This window comes from Chlamydia suis (genome assembly GCF_900169085.1).
Classification (GTDB): Bacteria; Chlamydiota; Chlamydiia; order Chlamydiales; family Chlamydiaceae; genus Chlamydia; species Chlamydia suis.
Map to the genome: position 1 here is coordinate 844676 of NZ_LT821323.1, position 20689 is coordinate 865364.

Consider the following 20689-nt stretch of genomic DNA (forward strand, 5'->3'; position numbering starts at 1 on the left):
AAGTTAAGCAATAGCTTCTGGAGATCTCTGAATGATGACGGGAGGTTTATTTTGCTTAATCGTATCCTCTCCTATGCGGATAGCTTCCACAGTAGGATCGGAAGGAACCTCGAACATCAGATCTCTAAGAAGATTCTCTAAAATCATCCCTAAAGCTCGAGCTCCAGTCTTTGCCTGTTTTGCTTTTTCTGCTATAGCATAAAGAGCCTCTTTTTCGAAGATCAACTTTACATTTTCTTCTGCAAAAAGTTCTGTATATTGCTTGACAATAGCGTTCGCAGGTTCTGTTAGGATTTCGACAAGTTCATCTAGTGTTAACTCTTCGCAATTGACGATGCAGTTAAACCGACCAATGAACTCCGGAATCATCCCAAAAGCGATTAGGTCCTCTGTTTCTACTTTAGCAAGAAGATGATCGCGATTAGTTACCGCTATATCTGTTTCTTCAGAGAACCCTATAGTCGTTTTTCCAAGTCTTTTAGCAATGATTTTATCCAGGTTAACAAAAGCTCCCCCCACAATAAACAGAATATTTTCCGTGTTTACACGGATATATTCTTGATTAGGGTGCTTCCTTCCTCCTTTAGGAGGAATATTAGCAACGGTTCCTTCTATGATTTTCAAAAGAGCTTGTTGAACTCCTTCTCCGGAAACGTCGCGCGTGATAGAAACGTTCGCTGTGGTACGTCCGATTTTATCAATTTCATCAATATAAATGATTCCACGTTCTGCGCGAGCTACATCGTAATCCGCAGCTTGAAGGAGCCTTAAGACAATGTTTTCTACATCCTCTCCTACATAGCCAGCCTCTGTTAAGGTAGTTGCGTCCGCAATTGTAAAGGGAACATCCAAAATTTTTGCCAGGGTTTTGGCAATCAAGGTTTTTCCTGATCCTGTTGGCCCTAATAACAATACATTGGATTTTCCATAGCTGACTTGTTTGTCCTGCATGAGCGCCCGAATGCGTTTATAGTGGTTATAAACAGCAACCGAAATGGTTTTTTTCGCGCGCTCTTGCCCAACGACATAAGAGTCTATGTGGCGCTTGATCTCTTTAGGAGTTAATACTTTTAGGCTTGTATGAGAAGCTGTTGTAGGAGATGCTGCGACCTCCTGTGTTGTTGTGGGAGTTGGCGTCTTATCCAAAATCCCAGAACAAAGCTTGATACAATAGTCACAAATATAAACCGATGGACCAGCAATAAGTTTTTCTACATCTTTCTCTGATCGCCCACAAAAAGAACAGACCGCAAGATTTTTTTTTGTCATAATAATTCTCTAAGACACAATGCTCTTATCTTTTGTCTCTTTAGCAGAGGAGACAACCTTATCGATTAGCCCATACGCAATAGCTTCCTCTGCTCCCATAAAAAAGTCTCGTTCAGAGTCTTCAATAATTTTTTCCACCGGCTGACCAGTACACTCAGCAAGAATATTGGAGAGATGTTTTTTAAGTGTCAAAATTTCGGCGGCTTGAAGCTGAATGTCCGCAGAAGTCCCAATGATCCCTCCGGAAGGTTGGTGGATCATCATGCGGCTGTGAGGTAAAGCATAACGTTTCCCTTTTGTCCCTGCAGAAAGCAAGAGGGCTCCCATAGAAGCTGCTTGACCAATGCAGTATGTGTTCACATCGCAGCCTAGGAAACGAATGGTGTCGTAAATTGCTAACCCCGCTGTAATATATCCGCCAGGAGAGTTGATAAAAATTTGGATGTCTTTCGTGGGATCCTCGGACATTAGGAACAGAAGCTGGGCGATTACAGTGTTTGCCAACGGTTCGGTAATTTCTTGCCCAATCATGACAATTCGGTCCTTGAGCAGCCGAGAATAAATATCCATAGCTCGTTCGCCGCGACCCGTGTCTTCAACAACGTATGGTACCAACGTCATATGCGTGCTTCCTCTCAAATCATTTGGTTACAGGTGTGCGTACGTTATGTCTACCCTAGACCCAAGAAGGGGAGATCCCATCTAATTAAAAATACACCTACGCATCAAAATGATGAATTCTATGTTTAAGTGTCTCTTGGGTCAAGCGTTTTCCTGCGATCAAAATTAAGAGGGGATGCCCTCTAAATCTTTTTTCTCAGATGAAACAGCCTCGATTGCTTTACGGTAAGTCAACCGATCTCGAGCCACAAGAACCAACTCCTGGATCATTTGATTAGAAATGTCTTTAGGAGGGTGAGCTCCAAAACGCTCTCTCGAGCAGACATCCATCATATATTGAAGTTCTTCTCTAGAGATAGACAATCCTTTTTCTGAAAAGACCTTTTGTGTTAGGAACAAAAGCTTTACAGCCTTTCTTGCATCAGCTTTTGCTTCTTCTAATAAAGTTTGTTTTTGCTCTTCTAGCTCAGAATCCGAGCAATATTTGACTAAGCGAGCATTTAAAAGTTTTTCTCTAGAGAGAAGCTCTTCGCGTTCCTGCAATAGACTTTGTGGTAAGTCAAAATCTACGAGCTGAGCCAAAGCATCTTCAGCTGCTGAGAAACGTTTTTGGTATTGAGCTTCTTTAGCCTGGTTTTCTAGCTGTACACGAAGCTTGTTTTTCAAATCTTCCAAAGATTCTGCTTGCAATTGTCGAGCTTTTTCGTCATCCAACTCTGGAGATGAAATTTCAATGACAGCGTTGACTGTAAAAGTGAGGAGATCCCCATTCAAAAAAGATTGAATGTCTTCGGAACCAATTTCTTCTTCTACACGATGGCCTGTAGACACATTTAAAAATTTAGCTTTAAACGCGTCGGTCATGTCCTCTTCACTAATTTTGAAATATTTGTTTTCAAAAATAGCGGTAGGAGTTGAGTTAAGATCTCCTTTTTTGGAAACATATAGTGACAGGGAGATAAAGTCTCCTTCTTGAGAGGGTCTTGTAACAGGCGTTTTTGTCGCAAAAAAGTAAGCAACGTTTTTCAAGCCGTTCTCTAAGTCCTCGTCAGAGATCTCCTTTACTGGCTCTGGTTCTGGGAGAGCTAATTGTTCCCAGGGAAGAGAAGGGATAACCGGGAATGCTTCGTATAAAAAGGAAACAGTCCCCCCGCTGACAGCACTGCACGAATCAACCGTGGAAGAGCGAACAGCCTTGGGAGATAAAGGTTTTCGATCACATAGTTGAGAAAGAGCTTCGAAAGAGGCTCTCAGTAACAACTGGCGAAGCTCATTCTCAACATGGGATGAATAGCGAGCCTCAATAATGTTATCGGGAGCTTTTCCTTTGCGAAACCCGGGTAACACGATATTCTTTTTCACAGTTTTGAGAGCTTCTTTATGACACTTCTGCGTGACTAAGGGATTAGCCTGAACTTTTGCAGACACAACGCAGCCAGCAGTTTCCTCTATATTTATAGAAAACAAATCATTAGAAAAATCTCGAGAAGACACAGAATACCCTTTTGGTAAGTTATCCGGTAAAGAGAAGCGGGTGATGAGGCTTGAACTCACGACCTTCACGTTGGCAACGTGACGCTCTACCACTGAGCTACACCCGCGAGAAGAAGAGCATTCTAGATAATCTGGGGAGTTTTTCGCAATCCTTTGATTAGAGGTTTCGCAAAAAAATTTTGGCTAGAAATTTTTTAGGAGGCTAATCGGGGAAAAAGGTCTTGTTGATAAAGGACTCTTTGGAGGCCTGAGGCGTCAAAATTTTCATTGATTTAGCGGATGTAAACAGGTACAAGTAACAGGTCTATCAACCCCCCTATGGTTTAGAGGAGAAATGCTTAATTTTCGTAAATTAAGAAGAGATTTTACAGCCAACATACTGCAGGATGGAAAAGAGTTGTTTACTCAAGGCGCTGTGGTTAGTGCGAAAATCTTGTCCATGAATAGCGAGACGGTGTGTATCAGTGCACAAATCCGAGGTTCATATGACAATGTTTACGAGTGTGAAATTGAAGTGGATCGAGCGGAATCTGATACCGTGGATTCGAACTGTGATTGCTCTTACAATTATGATTGTCAGCATATCGTAGCTTTGCTGTTTTATTTAGAGCAGTACTTTAATGAAATGGTGGTTACCTATTCTAAGGAAGCAGATCTTTCTTCTAATGAAGAGGTGTGTAAGGAGCTGCAAGAGACTTTTGTTGTAGCTGCCACGCGAGAAGAGGAGCGCCGGGATCGCGAACATCAAAAAGAAATACTTCGAGAATACAATCACGCAGCCTCTGTATTAAGTGAAAATCCTTTCTTCTTGCCTTTGGAGTATTCTGAGAAGGATAGTGCGGAACTTGCGGTTCTATTTGTCCCTCAGAAAAACGAAGGGGACATTTTTTCTCCAAATCAGCCTATAGAGTTTCAGCTTGTTTTGAGGCTTCCAGGGCGTTCTAAGCCTTTTTATGTTTCCAATATCAAAACTTTTTTAGAAGGGGTCTTGTATCAAGAGCCAATCGTTTTTAGCGGGAGACGCTTCTTCTTTACGTTACAATCTTTCAGCGCGTCAGATAGAAAGTTAATTGATTTACTGATTCGTTATGCGCGTTATGCTACAGGAAGTTCTGAAGAAAAATTATTAAAATCCGCCTTTTTAACACCAGCATCTTTAGGGATGATTTTATCTAAAATGCTGGAACATCAAATGGCAGAAAGCAGCGGTTCTCAATTAGGAGAGAAAGAGAGTTTTCAAGGAATTTTTTGTGGGAATTTAGAAGAACCTCTGCTTTGGTCTATCTCTCCTGCTAAAATGAAATTTCACTTGGATTATTTCGACGCTCCGTACAAAGCGTTACTGATGAAGCCTTTAATTGTGGTGGATGAAGAAGAAATACAGCCAGAGCAAGCCGTTCTTTTAGAGTCGAGTTGTCCAGGAATCATTCATAAAAATGTATACCACCACTTTTTGCCCCAGATTAAGCGAGCGCATATACGGTCTTTTGTGGGATTGCGTGATGTAGCGATTCCGGAAGCGCTTTTTGGTTCTTTTTGTGAAAATGCTTTGCCAGTGTTCCGAAATTATGCGGAATTATCCAATGTCGAAGCGTTAAATGGTTTCAGTACGTTGCCTTATACAGAAGAACTACGAGGAGTTTGTGATATCAGCTACCTGGATGGGGAACTCGAGGCCAAGCTCTTTTTCTTATACGATGGACAGCGGGTGCCTGCTACAGCATTTTCTTTACAATACCAAGAGGTACGGGCTTTTGTTCGCCCAGATGGAATTTTAGCTCGAAACTTAGTAGAAGAGAGAAAAATTTTAGAAGAAGTCTTCTCTGGGTTTGTGTACGACGAGCGAGATGGGGCATTTCATGTAAAAAGTGAGAAAAAGATCGTTGAGTTCATGACGGAAACGATCCCAAACAATCAGCATCGCATTACGTTTAATTGCCCAGAAACCCTTTCAGACCAATTTATCTATGATGAAACGGTCTTTGATCTCTCTTTCAGGGCAGGAGAAGATATCAACTACTATGAGGCAGAGTTAAAAGTTCATGGGTTGTTGAAGGGAATCAGCTTAGATTTGCTATGGGATTGCGTTAGCGCGAAGAAACGCTTTTTAGAATTACCGAAAAAGGGTGGGCAATTGAAAAAAGCTCGTCGAGGTAAGTCTGTAGCGTCGAAGCTGCCATGTATTCTTGTTTTGGATTTGGAGAAAATCGCTCCTGTAATTCAAATTTTTAATGAGATCGGGTTTCAGGTTTTAGATGATTTTGTAGAAAAATGTCCTTTATGGAGCTTATCTGGAATTTCCCCCGAGTCTTTCAAGGATCTTCCAGTTAACTTTTCTATGACAGAAGATTTGGCAGAGATACAGAAACAAATCCGCGGCGAAGTGGATTTTGCATTCCAAGAGGTCCCTGCTCAAATTCAGGCAACTTTACGTGGTTATCAGAGAGAAGGTGTGCATTGGTTAGAGCGTTTACGTAAAATGCATCTCAATGGAATTCTTGCAGATGACATGGGGTTAGGGAAAACCTTACAAACCATTATTGCTGTTACGCAAAGTCGCTTGGAGAAAAAGGGAGGGTGTTCTTTGATCATTTGCCCGACCTCTTTAGTATACAATTGGAAAGAAGAATTCCGAAAATTCAATCCAGAGTTTAAAACTCTTGTGGTTGATGGGATCCCCTCTCAGCGACGTAAACAGTTAGCTTCTCTAGGAGAGTATGATGTAGCTATTACCTCTTATAATTTGCTACAAAAAGATATCGATATTTACAGGGACTTTCTTTTTGATTACGTCGTGCTTGATGAAGCGCACCATATCAAGAATCGAACGACGCGTAATGCTAAATCGGTAAAAATGATTCGAGCTTGTCACCGCTTAATTCTTACCGGAACTCCGATAGAGAATTCATTAGAGGAGTTATGGAGTCTGTTTGATTTTCTCATGCCAGGACTTCTTAGCAGTTATGATCGTTTCGTTGGTAAATACATCCGTATTGGCAATTACATGGGGAATAAGGCGGACAATGTCGAAGCTTTAAGAAAAAAAGTGGCGCCGTTTATTCTTCGCAGAATGAAGGAAGATGTTTTAGAAGATCTACCTCCAGTTTCTGAAATTTTGTACCATTGTCATCTTACCGAATCTCAGAGGGAATTGTATCAGTCCTACGCTGCTTCCGCGCGGCAAGAGTTATCTCGTTTAGTGAAACAAGAAGGATTTGAAAGAATTCATATTCATGTGTTGGCTACGCTTACACGTTTAAAACAGATATGTTGTCATCCAGCGATTTTTGCGAAAGACACTCCGGAGCCAGGGGATTCTGCAAAATACGATATGCTGATGGATCTGTTGGGTTCGCTAGTAGATTCTGGTCATAAGACGGTTGTATTTAGCCAATACACCAAGATGTTGGGCATTATAAGACAAGATTTAGAAGCAAAAGGTATTCCTTTTGTGTATCTTGATGGTTCCACAAAGAACCGGTTGGAGATCGTTCAGCAGTTCAATGAAGATCCAAGTTTGCTGGTTTTCTTAGTTTCCTTGAAAGCGGGAGGTACGGGATTAAACTTAGTAGGAGCTGATACGGTAATCCATTACGACATGTGGTGGAATCCTGCTGTTGAGAATCAGGCCACAGATAGGGTTCATCGTATTGGCCAAAATCGTTCTGTTTCTTCCTATAAACTGGTTACCTTGAATACAATTGAAGAAAAAATTCTAAGCTTGCAGAACAGGAAAAAGGGTCTTGTAAAGAAAGTGATCAATTCTGATGATGAAGTCGTTTCTAAGTTAACTTGGGAAGAAGTGCTCGAACTTCTACAGATATAGTTTTATGAGCCCACATCGCAGCTTATACAAGATTAAAAATTTTTCTAATCGCCTGTATAACAAGGCTTTAGGCCGTTTCGATCGACTGTTTAATTTTTTTTCCGGGAATATCGGCATCGATTTAGGGACGGCAAATACTTTAGTCTATGTTCGCGGTCGTGGGATTGTTCTTAGTGAGCCTTCAGTTGTGGCTGTTGATGCTCAGACTCATGCAGTATTGGCTGTAGGCCATAAAGCCAAAGCAATGTTGGGGAAAACCCCTCGAAAAATTGTCGCTGTTCGCCCTATGAAAGATGGGGTGATCGCCGATTTTGAAATTGCAGAAGGGATGTTGAAAGCTTTGATCAAACGGGTTACCCCAGCTCGTAGCATGTTCCGTCCCAAAATTCTTATCGCAGTACCTTCCGGTATTACTGGTGTTGAAAAACGAGCTGTTGAGGATTCTGCCTTACATGCTGGGGCTCAGGAAGTGATTCTGATTGAGGAGCCTATGGCTGCTGCTATTGGTGTGGATCTTCCGGTGCATGAGCCTGCTGCCAGTATGATTATTGATATCGGCGGAGGGACAACAGAAATCGCCATTATTTCTCTAGGGGGAATTGTCGAGTCCCGTTCTCTACGTATAGCGGGGGATGAGTTCGATGAGTGCATTATTAATTATATGCGGCGCACTTACAACTTAATGATAGGGCCTAGGACTGCGGAAGAAATTAAGATTACGATAGGCTCCGCATACCCATTAGGTGATCAAGAATTAGAAATGGAAGTGCGTGGGCGAGATCAGGTGGCTGGGCTCCCTATTACAAAAAGGATTAATTCTGTAGAAATTCGAGAGTGTTTAGCGGAACCCATACAGCAAATCATAGAGTGTGTACGATTAACTCTAGAAAAATGTCCGCCAGAACTTTCTGCAGATTTGGTAGAGCGAGGGATGGTTCTCGCTGGAGGTGGAGCTCTTATTAAAGGGTTGGATAAAGCATTAAGTAAAAATACCGGACTTTCTGTTATCACGGCTCCGCATCCACTGTTAGCGGTTTGCTTAGGAACTGGAAAAGCTCTGGAACATCTAGATCAATTGAAGAAGCGAAAAGAGAGTTTAGTATGACAGGCGATTGGATGTCTAAGATAACCCATTTAGGGTTAAAATCCTGGATAGAAGAGGTGATTGCCTTAGTGACTCCTGATGCTGTTTGTTTATGCGACGGCTCAGAAAGCGAATATCAACAACTGTGTCAGCAAATGCAGGAGTCCGGGGTCATGATCCCTCTAAATCCTGAGTTACATCCAAATTGTTTTCTTGTTCGCTCTTCTCCCAAAGATGTGGCTCGCGTTGAGCAATTCACCTTTATTTGTACTAAGACTCAGGAAGAAGCAGGACCTACAAATAATTGGCGAGATCCGCAAGAGATGCGGGCAGAGCTGCATGAATTATTTCAGGGGTGTATGCGAGGGCGCACTCTTTATATCGTTCCATTTTGTATGGGGCCTTTGCATTCTCCTTTTTCTTTAATTGGAGTAGAGATAACCGATTCTCCTTATGTTGTTTGTTCCATGAAAATCATGACTCGGATGGGATCTGCTGTTTTGGAGATGCTCGGGTCATCCGGAACGTTTTATAAGTGTCTGCATAGCGTTGGAAAACCTTTGTCTCCGGGGGAAAAAGATGAGGCGTGGCCTTGCAATCCGGAGCACATGCGCATCGTCCATTTTCAAGATGATAATAGTGTCATGTCTTTTGGTAGTGGATATGGAGGCAATGCTTTGCTTGGCAAAAAATGTGTGGCTTTGCGTCTAGCTTCTTATTTAGGGCACAAGCAAGGTTGGTTAGCCGAGCATATGCTAATTATTGGTGTGACTAATCCTGAAGGACGAAAGAAATATTTTGCAGCAGCTTTCCCTAGTGCCTGTGGGAAAACCAATCTTGCTATGCTGATGCCCAAACTGCCAGGGTGGAAGGTAGAGTGTATTGGAGATGATATTGCATGGATCCGTCCAGGGGATGATGGAAGATTGTATGCAGTAAACCCTGAGTTTGGGTTTTTCGGCGTGGCTTTGGGAACTTCTGAGACTACTAATCCCAATGCATTGGCAACATGCAGAGCAGATTCATTATTTACGAATGTTGCTTTGACCGCAGATGGAGATGTGTGGTGGGAAGGTAAAACAACAACGCCTCCGCCAGGGATTATTGATTGGAAAGGAAGAGAGTGGATTCCTGGAGGTGATCCAGCAGCGCATCCTAACGCGCGTTTTACAGCGCCGCTGGATCACTGTCCTTCTTTAGATCCTCAATGGAATAATCCTCAGGGGGTCCCTTTAGAGGCAATCATTTTTGGAGGAAGACGTACAGAAACGATTCCCTTGGTTTATGAAGCGTTAAGCTGGGAGCATGGAGTCATGATGGGAGCTGGGATGTCTTCCACAACAACTGCTGCAATTGTCGGAGAATTAGGGAAATTACGCCATGACCCTTTTGCCATGCTCCCCTTCTGTGGGTATAACATGGCAGCCTACTTTAAGCACTGGTTGTCTTTCGCAAACAAAGGGTTGCGGTTGCCTAAAATTTTTGGAGTGAACTGGTTCCGCAAAGATGCGGACGGCCGTTTTATTTGGCCAGGGTTTTCTGAAAATCTTCGGGTATTGGAGTGGATCTTCCGTCGTACGGATGGAGAGGACTCTATCGCGCAGCGTACGCCTGTAGGCTATCTTCCTACGGAATCAGGGCTCAATACGACTGGGCTCAATTTATCTCAGGAAGCTTTGCGCGCTTTGCTTACGGTGGATACGTTAGGCTGGCGAGCGGAGGTTAATAACATTCGGGAGTATTGTACTATTTTTGGGGCGGACATGCCGCAGCAAATTATTAACGAATTATCCAGGATAGAAAGCGAATTGAAATAATTAAAAAAGAAGCGAGTTTGTTTCTTTGGGTTTAAAAACTGTTGTTTTTTGTTTTTAAAAAACGAATTTTGTTTTTAAAATTAGAAAAACAATAGTTTTCTGGATAACCTCGTGTCATTACAACCCACGTCCATTTCTTTTTCTAAAAACATAACAGCGGCTTTAGTTGGAGAGCAGATTGATGCGGCTGCGGTGTATATGCCGCAGGCTGTTTTTTTCTTTCATCAGTTGGATGAAAAAAGTAAAGGACTAAAGCGGGCTTTAGGATTGCTAGAAGAGCTTGATCTAGAAAAATTTACTCCATGTTTGGAGAGCGCTCCCGCTATTGTCGCTGCGGAGAAATCAGGAAAAATTTCCGCAGATGGGATAGAAATGGCAGGATCTCTTACCGCGGAGCAAATTTTAGCAAATCCTGATCAGGCTGCAGCACAGGTTTTTGGGGAGGGGCTTGCAGATAGTTTTGATGACTGGCTAACGCTATCCGAAAATGGCGGGATACAAGATCCTCTTCCCATAGAACAAGAAATCGTTACTAAGTATCAAACAGAACTCAACACGCTACGTAATAAACTTAAACAGACTGCGTTAACGGATGAGGAATATGCAAGGCTTTACGCGATGCCTCAAACCTTTGTGAAAGAGATAGAAGGCCTAAAGAATGATAACAATATTAGACTGGTTCCCAAAAGTAAGGTAACAAACTTCTGGCAGAACGTGATGCTTACCTATAACTCGGTAACATCGTTATCGGAACCCGTTTCCGATGCAATGAATACTGCTATGGCGGATTATTCTCTTTATATTGAGCGTGCTACGAAAGCAGCAAGTTTAATTCGAGAGATTACGAATACGATTAAAGATATCTTTAACCCTGTCTGGGATTTGCGTAACCAAAACAACTCGGTATTTAATCTAAAGGGAGCGGATTACAATGCTTTAAAAGGGAGTATGATCCAGAGCTTATTGAGCTTTGCGGGTCTTTTCCGCCAGTTAATGAGTCGTACATCCACTGAGGATGAAATTGGTGAGCTGTATCCTAAAAATATACAAAATCAAGATGTTATTCATACGGCTATCGATGCATATGTGAATTCTCTTGCGAATTTGAAAGCCAATGATAAGGTAAACTTAAATGGTTTATTGAGCCTTGTTTATGCATATTTCTCTGGGACCAAGGGGTTCGCCCAGAAAGATGTGTTTGATCGGGTATTGGTCACGCTTACTGATTATAGCACGTTCTTAGAAAAGGAAATACAATATTGGACTCCAAGAGAAACGAATAGTTTTAAGGTTTCGGATCAAGCATTAAAGACGTTTAAAGAGAAGCCTTCGGGGGATTATAATGGAATTTATCTTTTTGATGCTAAAGGGTTAGAAACCAATCTGTTTAATCCTACCTACTTCTTTGACGTTGTCAGTCTCATGACTAAAAATCCTTCTCAAGCGATGTCTAGAGAAGAGTATAATACAGTCATTACAGCTTCTGAATCCAGTATTAGGCAAATCAATGAGGCGATCGCCGTCTGGGAAGCGGCAATTGCGGAGTGTAATACAAAAAAAGCTCAGTTAGATCCGGCAGGCCTAAAATATTTTAACGCTATGGGTTTAGCAAAGCAGACTTTTATAGAAAGCTCCCCTATACAAATGGTGTATGCATCCCTGATGTTGGATAAGTATTTGCCAAATCAGCAGTATACACTGGAAACATTAGGGAGTCAGATGACCTTCTCTAATAAGGCGGCTCGCTACCTAAATGAAATTATTCAGCATGCGGTGAGTTTTCAAACCGCAGATGTTTATTATTCTTTAGGGATGTATCTCAGACAAATGAATCAGCAGGTTTTTCCTGAGGCAATCTCTCGAGCCTATGATACTGTGAAACAGGAAATCGAGCGAAGCCGGGCGGATTTATTTCACTGTCAAAAGGCTTTAGAGGAAATCAATAAACTCGCGACCTCTGTAAAAGCGGATACGGAATTAACCTCTTCACAACGGGCAGAGTTGTTGGAAACGTTGGCGAGTTATGCATTTGAGTTCAAGAACCTCCATCATAACCTTTCTAATATCTATGTCATGATTTCTAAGGTGCAAATTTCTGGAGTAAAGAAACCAGATGAAGTGGATGAAGCTTTTACTGCAAAGATTGGAACCAAGGAGTTTGATACCTGGATTCAACAGCTGACAACTTTTGAGAGTGCGGTTATTGAAGGGGGGCGTAATGGCGTCATGCCAGGAGGAGAGCAGCAGGTGCTGCAAAGTTTAGAAAGCAAGCAGCAGGATTACACTTCTTTCAACCAAAATCAGCAATTAGCATTACAAATGGAATCTGCGGCTATTCAGCAAGAGTGGACAATGGTCGCTGCAGCACTAGCTTTGATGAACCAAATCTTCGCAAAGTTGATCCGTAGATTTAAATAAAATCGTTTTAGGGGGCAAAAACGATTATGAGAAACCAACCGATTCAAGAAGGACAAAAATTTTTTGTTCCAACCATAGAAACTGCGGCTCCTCGGGAGCGTCGGGTATCTCCTGCAGAAGTTGCAGCGGATTATACCCAGATGCATGAGGCCGCAACGTATCTTCAAGTATTTCAAGATTTATTGAAAGAAGCCCATCAGTTTGGATTGAATGAAGAGTTTTTAGAGGGTTTGCGTCAAGATTTCTTAAAAACAGGTTCCGAGATGTCTTTGATGCAAGCTATATGGACGGAAGAAAGCCAGAGAGAAGCTCGCAGAAAAGAGCGCAAAGAGCTTAAGCAGCAGCTAGAGGCTAAGGTATTCAGCCCGCAGGCGTTGACAACAGCTGAAGAGTTGCATCCTGTAGATGGAAGCGTGATTAATAAAATGCCGTTTCAATCGGCTTTTGCATATATTCTTCTCGATAAATACATTCCTGCTCAGGAAGAAGCCTTGTACGCATTAGCTAGAGAACTGAATTTTTCTGGGTATGCACAGACCTTATTTAGTCCTGTTTTAGAATTGGTAAAAAGCTTTAATAACGCACCCATTGTGTATAATCTAGGCTCTTATATTGGGCAAACAGAGGGGACTGCCAATTTTAAATACGGATACCAGATGGTCTTAGACCGTTATGAAACGGAGAAGAGCCACTTAAGAAAAGATATCAACAATGCCGAGAACGCCAAGCAACAACTTACACAAATTATTAAGAACGTAGATGCAAATAATTCTTTAACGCCAACGCAAAAAAGTAAGTTAAAAGATATGGCAAATGGGTACATTCGGACATTGGATGTCTGTATTACTCAGATGCAAGAGTTATCCACAGGATTAAGGGGATTGGCTTTTATTCCCGGGAGGGATGAGTATAGCCCTGCTTATGAGATTATGGGCTCTTCTTTTTCTATAGTTACGTTACAGAATTTAGAAGGGAAGGTTGTGGATGGAGAGATTAATGTTTCTTCAGGAGAAACGAAGGGGGGCTTGTTAAATTTCTTTACATATTTTCTCGCCGACGTCCAAAACTTTGGAGATTTAGCTCAAACGAATCAGTTAATGCTAGAGTTGCAAATGCGCGCTATGCATCAACAATGGAGCTTAGTTACAGCTTCTCTGAAGTTGTTGCATAACGTTTATCGAACGTTAGCTTCTAGTTAAAGAAATATAGTTCGGGGTTAGAATTGGAATCCTCCGGAGATGTTGATAGCGCGCTGGCTTCCCCATCTTCCTTCTACATTATAGAAGAAATTATCGGCGATATAGTTCGTAGCCCCGATGCAGATATTTCCGCGATGAGAGCTCGTAATTTTACGAACTTTGAATTTAAGGTTCGTGAACCTATCCTCGAGCTTTTTGAAACTATTGTCTGGCGCTTCACGAGAAACGTTCCCTACAGAGAATGCGATGTAGGGGAGGACGTAATCGTTTACGTAAGTGGTGAGCCCCACGCAAACGCTCCATTCTTTGAGGCTAAGCTTCCCTTCCGAGTCTGCGATAAACACTTCGGGATTTGCTTGGCTGTTCGCAATGATGTAGTCAATAGGACATGAGGCGTGGCGATAATCAGCTCCTACTCCAACAAAGGAAACCCCATCCTTCCAGAGTACTTTCTTAAGACTTACGTCCCAGACAAAACCATAATTAGACTGTACCTCAATAAGCCCATCCGTAACTTCTGACTCAGAATTGAGTGGATCAGAAGTAAAATCGCGATAGGCGTTCATGGGAAGCCGATAATATTGTTTGAGCCCGCCAATTTTTACTTCGCAGCTCATATCAAAAAGAGGGATTGCGCTGAATGTACGATCGGGAATAGAAAATGCCGCAGCCACACAGTTAGAGCTAAGAGAGCAGTCAACAAGATCGAAATCTCGATTTCTAGTGGTTGAAGTGATGGTTGGAGAGGGCCCTATTCCGGCTGTGTTTACCGAGGTAACCACAGGAACGTCTTTTACCCGAGCCTCTTCAGAGAAGATATAGTCCCCACAGAAGCAAAGTTTTAAGTTCCCTGAGAGGGCGGACAATACATCGTAGGAATTGCATAAATCGAAAGTGCAGGCACTTTTCTGTTCAATATTGATCCCCGGGATGACTGGAAACGCAGGGTTTCCTGCTGGCATAGCGTCTAATGAGGTGGATGCGATCCCTAAAAAAGATAGTAAAGTCAAACGGAGATGGTTCACTAGCTTGCTACTCATTTAGTCAAGGGCCTTTCTTTGTAGTCTGGGACTGAACCCGTATCTTTAGCAAATGCTAAAAAATTGTACAAAGGAAAAACATTGTCTCATGAATAGCGCCAAAGCTCTTCGAGATCTTTTTTCTAAGAAGTCCCTATAAATATTCTTCTTTTGTATTTCTCTGAAGAAGCTGAGCAATGCCTTCTTGAATGTCTAGGTTTTCGTAAAGCACACGATAGACGCTGCTAGTGATGGGCATGTCTATTCTGTGGTGCTTCGCAATTTGATGAGCAGAGAGAGCGGTATATACCCCTTCCACTACCATTCCAATTTTTGTTTTTGCTTCTTCTAGGGATAAGCCTTCGGCAAGCAACTTTCCAAATAGGGTATTTCTGCTGAAGGAAGAGAAGCAAGTGGTACAGAGGTCCCCTAGACCAGCAAGCCCGTTCAGGGTCTCTGGACGACACCCCATAATTGTTGCGAATTTTCGGATTTCATGAAGGCCTCGGGTGACGAGTCCGGATTTTGCATTATCTCCGAAGCGGAACCCATCAGAAATTCCACAAGCAATAGCAATGACATTTTTTAATGCTCCGCCTAAAGCAACCCCTTTGAGGTCACTGTTAGGATATACGCGAAATGTAGGAGTGAGGAAAGCTTGATGGATTTGTTTTAAGGTGGAAGGATCATATGCACTGATCACAACGGAGCACGGGCAACCGCGAAGAACTTCACTGGCGATAGATGGGCCACTGAGATACCCTAGATATTGCGCGGAAGCTCTTCCAAAAATTTCTAATGCGATCTCGCTTAAAAGTAACCCCGTATTTTGCTCGATCCCTTTCGATGTGATGACCAAAGGAACCTGAAGATCCGTTATAGACTTTAACTGAGAGAGAACGGGGCGTATTCCTGCGGAGGTGACTCCTTCCACAATCATGGTCGCTCCATCTAAAGCTTCTTCCATATTAGAGGTGAAAGAAAGCGTTGATGGGATCGTAACGTGAGGAGCCGCAGGGTGCCGGCGTTGAACAGATAGTTGTTCAATTAAAGAAGGATTTCTTGCCCATCCCACTACGCGATGGCCATTGTTAGCAAGAAGATTGGCTAAGGAAAATCCCCACATGCCCATTCCAAGGTAGGCGATAGTCTCTTTCATGAAGCCTCAATAATTGGTTCCTGGAAAAAAATTTTATTTTCCCACTCTAAGGAAGTATGTGAGGATGGGTAATAAAAGTCCGCTTCTAATTCAAATATCGTATTTGGAGAGAGTTTTTTTTCCGTAACAGCGGTGAATAAGGCATGTTCTCTTTTGCGCATAGCTTCACGAACCGTTGCAGGACTATGGTTCCCCTCATGATTTTTAAGAGGAGCAAAGCATTCGTGACGAGGATAGACGATGGCCTGACTTCGTCTGCTGTAGCGGAATAAATCAAAAATAAACTCTTCAAACTTCCAGGCATTTTTTTCGGTTGGAGAGGAGAGCAATTGTTTAGCTTGTTTATTTGCTTTGTGGATAGGCAGCGTTTCTTTTGCTGTCAGGGCTAGAAAGTCCATAGATAAACAGTATAAACCAATGTTTGCGAGCGAATAAGCGAGCTCTCCTGAAGAAGTTGTAGCAAAACGTTCGTTATCCGGGAGAGCAGAATATTCAATGACTGAGATATTGTGTTCTGCGGATTCTACGAGGACTCCAACGTCTTCCTGTGCATTTTGGCGTAAAGTCGTTTTGATGGTGACATCATTGTGTTCTGCAGCATGAAATCCACATAATTCTCTATCAAACGGTAAGGCTAAAGGATTATCAATGGGGATCACGCTGACCATTTCAACTCCAGCTTGATCCCATTTATCCCAAATCCCAGAAGATTGTAACAGGGAGGCGACACAACCGTTTCCGGTAGGTCCGAGCGCTAGATGATCTGCCGATTCTAGGAAAAGATCTCCTGATAGAGAAAGAAGGGGCCAGAGCGGCTGACAAAAAAAATCCACTTGCTGGGGATCCAAGTTAAAATAGTGATTAGCAGTAAAGTAGGAAAGGGTTTGTTGATGATTCAGAGGAGACGTCATGAAGGCTACAGGTAAAGGACGTCCCGCAAGTTTACTGGCAGCAGCAACTTTTTCAGCAACAAGTTGGTACAGAGGTTTTTTCTTTACAGAGGAGACTGGATACAATCCCTTTGGTCCATCGAATTTCAATCGAGAGCCTTGCCCCCCAGCTAATACAACACATCCTACCTTCCCTTTTTGAAAAAGCTGGAACCCCAGTTGAGCATACGCAGGGGTCTCTCCAGCATAATGTGTAGGGGATAGGGGAGAGTAAGTATAATGAGGGGAAGGGGGGGTGTTTAGCAAAGCCTGTTGCTGAAGGAAGAAGGGAATGTTTATCTGCGAGATTTGAGTCCCTAAGCACAATCTTTCTGGAGGAGAGAGAGAGGGCCAATAGTCTAACAGATGTTCTTGTCGAATCGGAAGAAGCTTATCCAATAAAAATGATAAGTCTGCATAGGGAGAATCGGTCATTATAGGCGGCCTTAGTTATTCGCGCTCTTTAAAGGATATTTGTTGATGCGGATCTTTTCGATAATTTTTATCCGGTCTATGTGTTTTTGTATGTCGATACAAGAATTGTGCAGTTGAGTATTTAGTGCCATACGCTGTTTATATAGAGAAGTTTGTTCTCTTTGTAAATGTTCTAAATATTTATCGTACGCACATGTATACGAACGGGACAGAAAACGTTTGTGTCTAGCTTCGGAAAATTGCGCAATTTGCTCTTGGAGGTATTGGATTTGAGTTTCGATGTGTAGGAGCTCTTTTTTTAACGTTTCGAGCAAATCACGCTTTTTGAAAAGCTTGATTTTGAGGAGCGTAGATAGGTCCTGGAGTTTTTTATTCATGGTTTAACAACCGGTATAGTTGTTCAATAGTGTCATGAATAGCAGAGTAATTGGAAAGGGGTTGAGATAAAAATTCTTGTAATGAGGGAAGGATTCGAATCGCTCTATCGAGCTTAGCATCCTGTCCAGGAACATAGGCTCCCAACTGAATGATATCGATAGCCTCATGGTAGGCTTTGAGTAAAGAGAGGAGTTCTTGAGCCGCAGCATAATGGTGGGGATGGACGAGTTGGCGGGCTGACCGAGACAGACTTGTTAACAGATTGATGGGAGGAGAAGAAAAGCTTTTCTCCTGAGGAGAGAGAAAGAAATGCCCATCCAGAAGAGATTTGACATAATCATTGAAAATGTCTGGATGGTTGGCATAATGGAGCATTGCGTAAAAAGAAGTAATAGATCCTTTATCATTATTTCCTGCTCGTTCCAAGAATGCAGCGACATGGTGAAACACGGATGCGGCGTAGTGATGAGTAGAAAGTGTTTCTCCTCTAGCAAGAGCTACCTCTTGGAGAGATTCTATCCACCTAGACAGCGAATCCATAATAAATAATACGCGGGCTCCTTGATCTCGGAAATATTCTGCAATGGTGATAGCCGCTCGGCCAGCAATAACCTTACTGGCAGCTGTGTCATAAGCGGTAGAAGCAATAATAATTGTGCGTTGAGCGGCTAGGCCTTCTTTATGTTGGTGGACATAGTCTCGGACTTCTCTGCCCCGTTCTCCTATAAGAGCAATGACATTGATTGTATTTTGAGCTCCTTTTGCTATGGTAGATAGGAGAGAGGATTTTCCTCCTCCTGGTTCTGAAAAAATTCCCACGCGTTGCCCTTCTCCTACGGTAAGCAGGGCATCAATTGCCCGGATTCCTGTAGGGAAGATTTCTTGTATAGGAGTACGGGACATAGGAGCGGGGGGAGAAGCAAATAGTGGAGAAAGAGGGGCTTTAGGGAGTGGGGGATTCCCATCCAAAGGGTTGCCAAATCCATCAATGACTCTTCCAAGAAGATGATTGGAAAGGGGAAGAGAGGCTGGCCTGCGTAAGGGGATAACCTCAGTCCCTAATGCAAGATCGTGTACTGGAGTGAGCGCTAATAATACTGTCGTTTGATGATGAAGGTCGATGACTTCTGCCAGAACGGGAGAGGATCTGAAGGAAGGAATATGACAGAGTTCTCCTAAGCAAGCGGCCAGTCCTTGAGCCTCCATAAGGGTTCCTGATATGCGGGATAAAATTCCGCATTCTCGATAAGGATTCCACTGTTGGATCAAGGAAGTTTCTTGTTGTAGATAGGCCATAGAATGGTTTAGTTAAGCAATTCTTAATAGAGGCGCTTGTGTAACAGACTTGTTGGCTACGGCGTGAGAACGCTTAACAGATGGGAAAGCTCTTCGCCAATGTCTTGTCTCAGAATCCCAAAAGGAAGTTCCATCTTATAGCTTGCTTTTTTACATAGAGGATCTGCAATAAACTCTATATTTTTTAATAAGGGAACGTCGTTAAGCATTAACCATTGGGAAAGATTCGAAAGGTCTTCGGGATGCAGGCCGATTTTTATGGAAGAATGGGCACAGGTGGCTAAATGATGCTTAAGAGCTGCAGAGATCAGCAGAGCGAGCTCTTCTGTACAAGCGAGTTTTCGATACAAAAATTTTTCACAAACGAGAACAGCAATTTCAAGGAGATCGGGTTTAATTTTTTGAGAGACTTTCTCAATTTCGGAAAGAAGATGTATGGATAATTTTCGGAAAACCTGAACTAAAGAAAGAAGCTCATGAGAGAGAGCTTCTTCCTCTAAAAGAGAGTTTTCTGTTGAAAATTGCGGGGTTTCTGGAGAAGTGAGGGAATGAAGATGAGGAGAAACCACGCAATCCTCCGAAGATTTATGTCCTTAACTTTAGCACGGCGTTTCTCATATCTTCAGGAAGCTTATCAAGAAGTTCTTCCGCTTTTGCCGCGTCTAGATAAGAGAGAATCAAAGCGACTTTTTCTGGGGACTCTCTCTTCATCATCTCTATCAGCTTTGGGATATTTATGCTTTGTATTTTTTCTTTCTGCTGAGAGACGTGATCATAAGTGTGGAAAGCAAGGTAAAAAGTGGCTGCGCCTAGAATGCTGAGGCTTAGTAAAACAATTGCGATGCTTAGAGCTATCGAGGAGAAGTGAGAAATTTTTGGTGTCGCGGGCGTCAGGAAAGGAACGATATCCATAGAGGTATGGATTTCAGGGAATGCTGCGAGGATCTCTTGTATATGAGATAGTAAGTTAACGCGAGCGGTTTTAGAAAGGGTATCGAGATAGTTTTCATCAATAAGAAGTTGTAGGCGCCACTCATTAGCTAGGGGGATATAGTTAAGAGTGAAATGCTTTTGAGGAAGAATGGCCTGAAAAGAGCGTTCTAGTGAAGTTGTGAGTAGGGTAGTATTTTGTTCAAGGAAAGGGGAGTAAAGATTCCCTTGCTGATCGGATAGAGTGATCTGTTCTTTAGTTAATCCAGGAACACTACGCATCAGGTAATCCGTAATAGAATGTACAAGTGATGGGGATAATGTCTGTGCATGAGGGAGTGAGAGTATCACAGATATTTCTGCTGGGGTTTCCTCTCCTTGAGATAAGGCAACTGTAGCTTGTAGAATAGGATCGAACATCGTCAGGTCCTTTTCTATCTGCTCTTTTTTTGCTTGGGTGTCTATGGACTGAAGATTCCCTAGATGAGAAAGTTTAAGCCAAGGAGAAGGTTTTTTCTCTGTTAATGTTGTGGCGGGAGCAGGCTGTGGAGAAGAGGGTTTATACAAGAGGATCACTCCTATCAGAATAGCTGCAAGAAGGTATCCAAATGATTTAACGGAGGCAGTCTTATGTTTTAGAAAGCGAGGTAGCACCGGTATTCTCCATGAAGCAAGTTCTTACAAAAGCTCTACGTATACGTAGAGAATAGAGCAAAGGTCGAGCCTACTAAGTATCCTGCAAAGAAAGGAAAGAAAAAGAAATCTTCTTCTTGTGCCCAAGAAGGAGGTGCAGCCGGAATGACCAAAAGGCTCAA

The 20689-nt window shown here is 42.6% G+C and carries 15 protein-coding genes and 1 tRNA gene; 5 read left to right on the plus strand and 11 right to left on the minus strand.

The genetic code is table 11. From position 1 onward, the window contains the following. Nucleotides 1-3: 3 nt before the first annotated feature. The 4 genes from clpX to B6E89_RS03865 form a co-directional block, all read right to left on the minus strand. Nucleotides 4-1269 carry an ATP-dependent Clp protease ATP-binding subunit ClpX gene (clpX, locus tag B6E89_RS03850; RefSeq protein WP_035407429.1) on the minus strand — a complete coding sequence of 422 codons (1266 nt, stop codon included), beginning with the start codon at nt 1267-1269 and terminating at the stop codon, nt 4-6. 9 nt (nt 1270-1278) lie between these two features. Beyond that, nucleotides 1279-1890: an ATP-dependent Clp protease proteolytic subunit gene (locus B6E89_RS03855; protein ID WP_035407431.1), complete on the minus strand. Its 612-nt coding sequence runs from the start codon at nt 1888-1890 to the stop codon at nt 1279-1281. 165 nt (nt 1891-2055) lie between these two features. Next, the gene (tig, locus tag B6E89_RS03860; RefSeq protein ID WP_080121667.1) at nt 2056-3384 is read right to left on the minus strand and encodes a trigger factor; all 1329 of its coding nucleotides are present in this window, start codon (nt 3382-3384) and stop codon (nt 2056-2058) included. 35 nt (nt 3385-3419) lie between these two features. Continuing rightward, a tRNA-Gly gene (locus B6E89_RS03865) sits at nt 3420-3491 on the minus strand. Between the two features lie 227 nt (nt 3492-3718). Between B6E89_RS03865 and B6E89_RS03870 the strand changes: the two genes are divergently transcribed. The 5 genes from B6E89_RS03870 (at nt 3719) to B6E89_RS03890 (ending at nt 13728) form a co-directional block, all read left to right on the plus strand. Beyond that, a complete protein-coding gene (locus B6E89_RS03870) occupies nt 3719-7210 on the plus strand; it encodes a DEAD/DEAH box helicase (RefSeq protein ID WP_080129519.1) in 3492 nt (1163 codons plus the stop codon). Nucleotides 7211-7214: 4 nt separating this feature from the next. Beyond that, entirely contained in the window at nt 7215-8315 is a 1101-nt protein-coding gene (locus B6E89_RS03875; protein ID WP_035407437.1) for a rod shape-determining protein, read from the plus strand. Then, the gene (locus B6E89_RS03880) at nt 8312-10111 is read left to right on the plus strand and encodes a phosphoenolpyruvate carboxykinase (GTP) (protein ID WP_080133172.1); all 1800 of its coding nucleotides are present in this window, start codon (nt 8312-8314) and stop codon (nt 10109-10111) included. Before B6E89_RS03875 ends, B6E89_RS03880 begins: the two co-directional genes overlap by 4 nt. A 111-nt stretch (nt 10112-10222) precedes the next feature. Then, on the plus strand, nt 10223-12529 hold the full coding sequence (locus B6E89_RS03885; RefSeq protein ID WP_080133173.1) for a CT620/CT621 family type III secretion system effector: 2307 nt from the start codon (nt 10223-10225) through the stop codon (nt 12527-12529). Between the two features lie 26 nt (nt 12530-12555). After that, nucleotides 12556-13728 carry a CT620/CT621 family type III secretion system effector gene (locus tag B6E89_RS03890; protein ID WP_080123960.1) on the plus strand — a complete coding sequence of 391 codons (1173 nt, stop codon included), beginning with the start codon at nt 12556-12558 and terminating at the stop codon, nt 13726-13728. Nucleotides 13729-13745: 17 nt separating this feature from the next. On the opposite strand, the gene B6E89_RS03895 is transcribed toward B6E89_RS03890, so the two are convergent. The 7 genes from B6E89_RS03895 to B6E89_RS03925 all read right to left on the minus strand — a co-directional run bounded on the left by B6E89_RS03895 (nt 13746) and on the right by B6E89_RS03925 (nt 20534). Further along, nucleotides 13746-14768 carry a hypothetical protein gene (locus B6E89_RS03895; RefSeq protein WP_080133174.1) on the minus strand — a complete coding sequence of 341 codons (1023 nt, stop codon included), beginning with the start codon at nt 14766-14768 and terminating at the stop codon, nt 13746-13748. A 133-nt stretch (nt 14769-14901) separates the two neighbouring features. Continuing rightward, nucleotides 14902-15906 carry an NAD(P)H-dependent glycerol-3-phosphate dehydrogenase gene (locus B6E89_RS03900; protein ID WP_080121673.1) on the minus strand — a complete coding sequence of 335 codons (1005 nt, stop codon included), beginning with the start codon at nt 15904-15906 and terminating at the stop codon, nt 14902-14904. Then, entirely contained in the window at nt 15903-17270 is a 1368-nt protein-coding gene (locus B6E89_RS03905; protein WP_080133175.1) for a UTP--glucose-1-phosphate uridylyltransferase, read from the minus strand. Before B6E89_RS03905 ends, B6E89_RS03900 begins: the two co-directional genes overlap by 4 nt. Before the next feature lie 11 nt (nt 17271-17281). Beyond that, nucleotides 17282-17647, minus strand: coding sequence for a hypothetical protein (locus tag B6E89_RS03910; RefSeq protein ID WP_080127293.1), 366 nt, complete (start codon nt 17645-17647; stop codon nt 17282-17284). Then, a complete protein-coding gene (locus tag B6E89_RS03915) occupies nt 17640-18944 on the minus strand; it encodes a type III secretion protein ATPase (RefSeq protein ID WP_080133176.1) in 1305 nt (434 codons plus the stop codon). The genes B6E89_RS03910 and B6E89_RS03915 overlap by 8 nt, the downstream gene beginning before the upstream one ends. A gap of 56 nt (nt 18945-19000) precedes the next feature. Beyond that, nucleotides 19001-19513, minus strand: coding sequence for a hypothetical protein (locus B6E89_RS03920; RefSeq protein ID WP_035407459.1), 513 nt, complete (start codon nt 19511-19513; stop codon nt 19001-19003). 16 nt (nt 19514-19529) lie between these two features. Next, nucleotides 19530-20534 (minus strand): type III secretion system protein, encoded by a 1005-nt coding sequence (locus tag B6E89_RS03925; protein WP_087878174.1) that lies wholly within the window; start codon nt 20532-20534, stop codon nt 19530-19532. Nucleotides 20535-20689 lie beyond the last annotated feature (155 nt).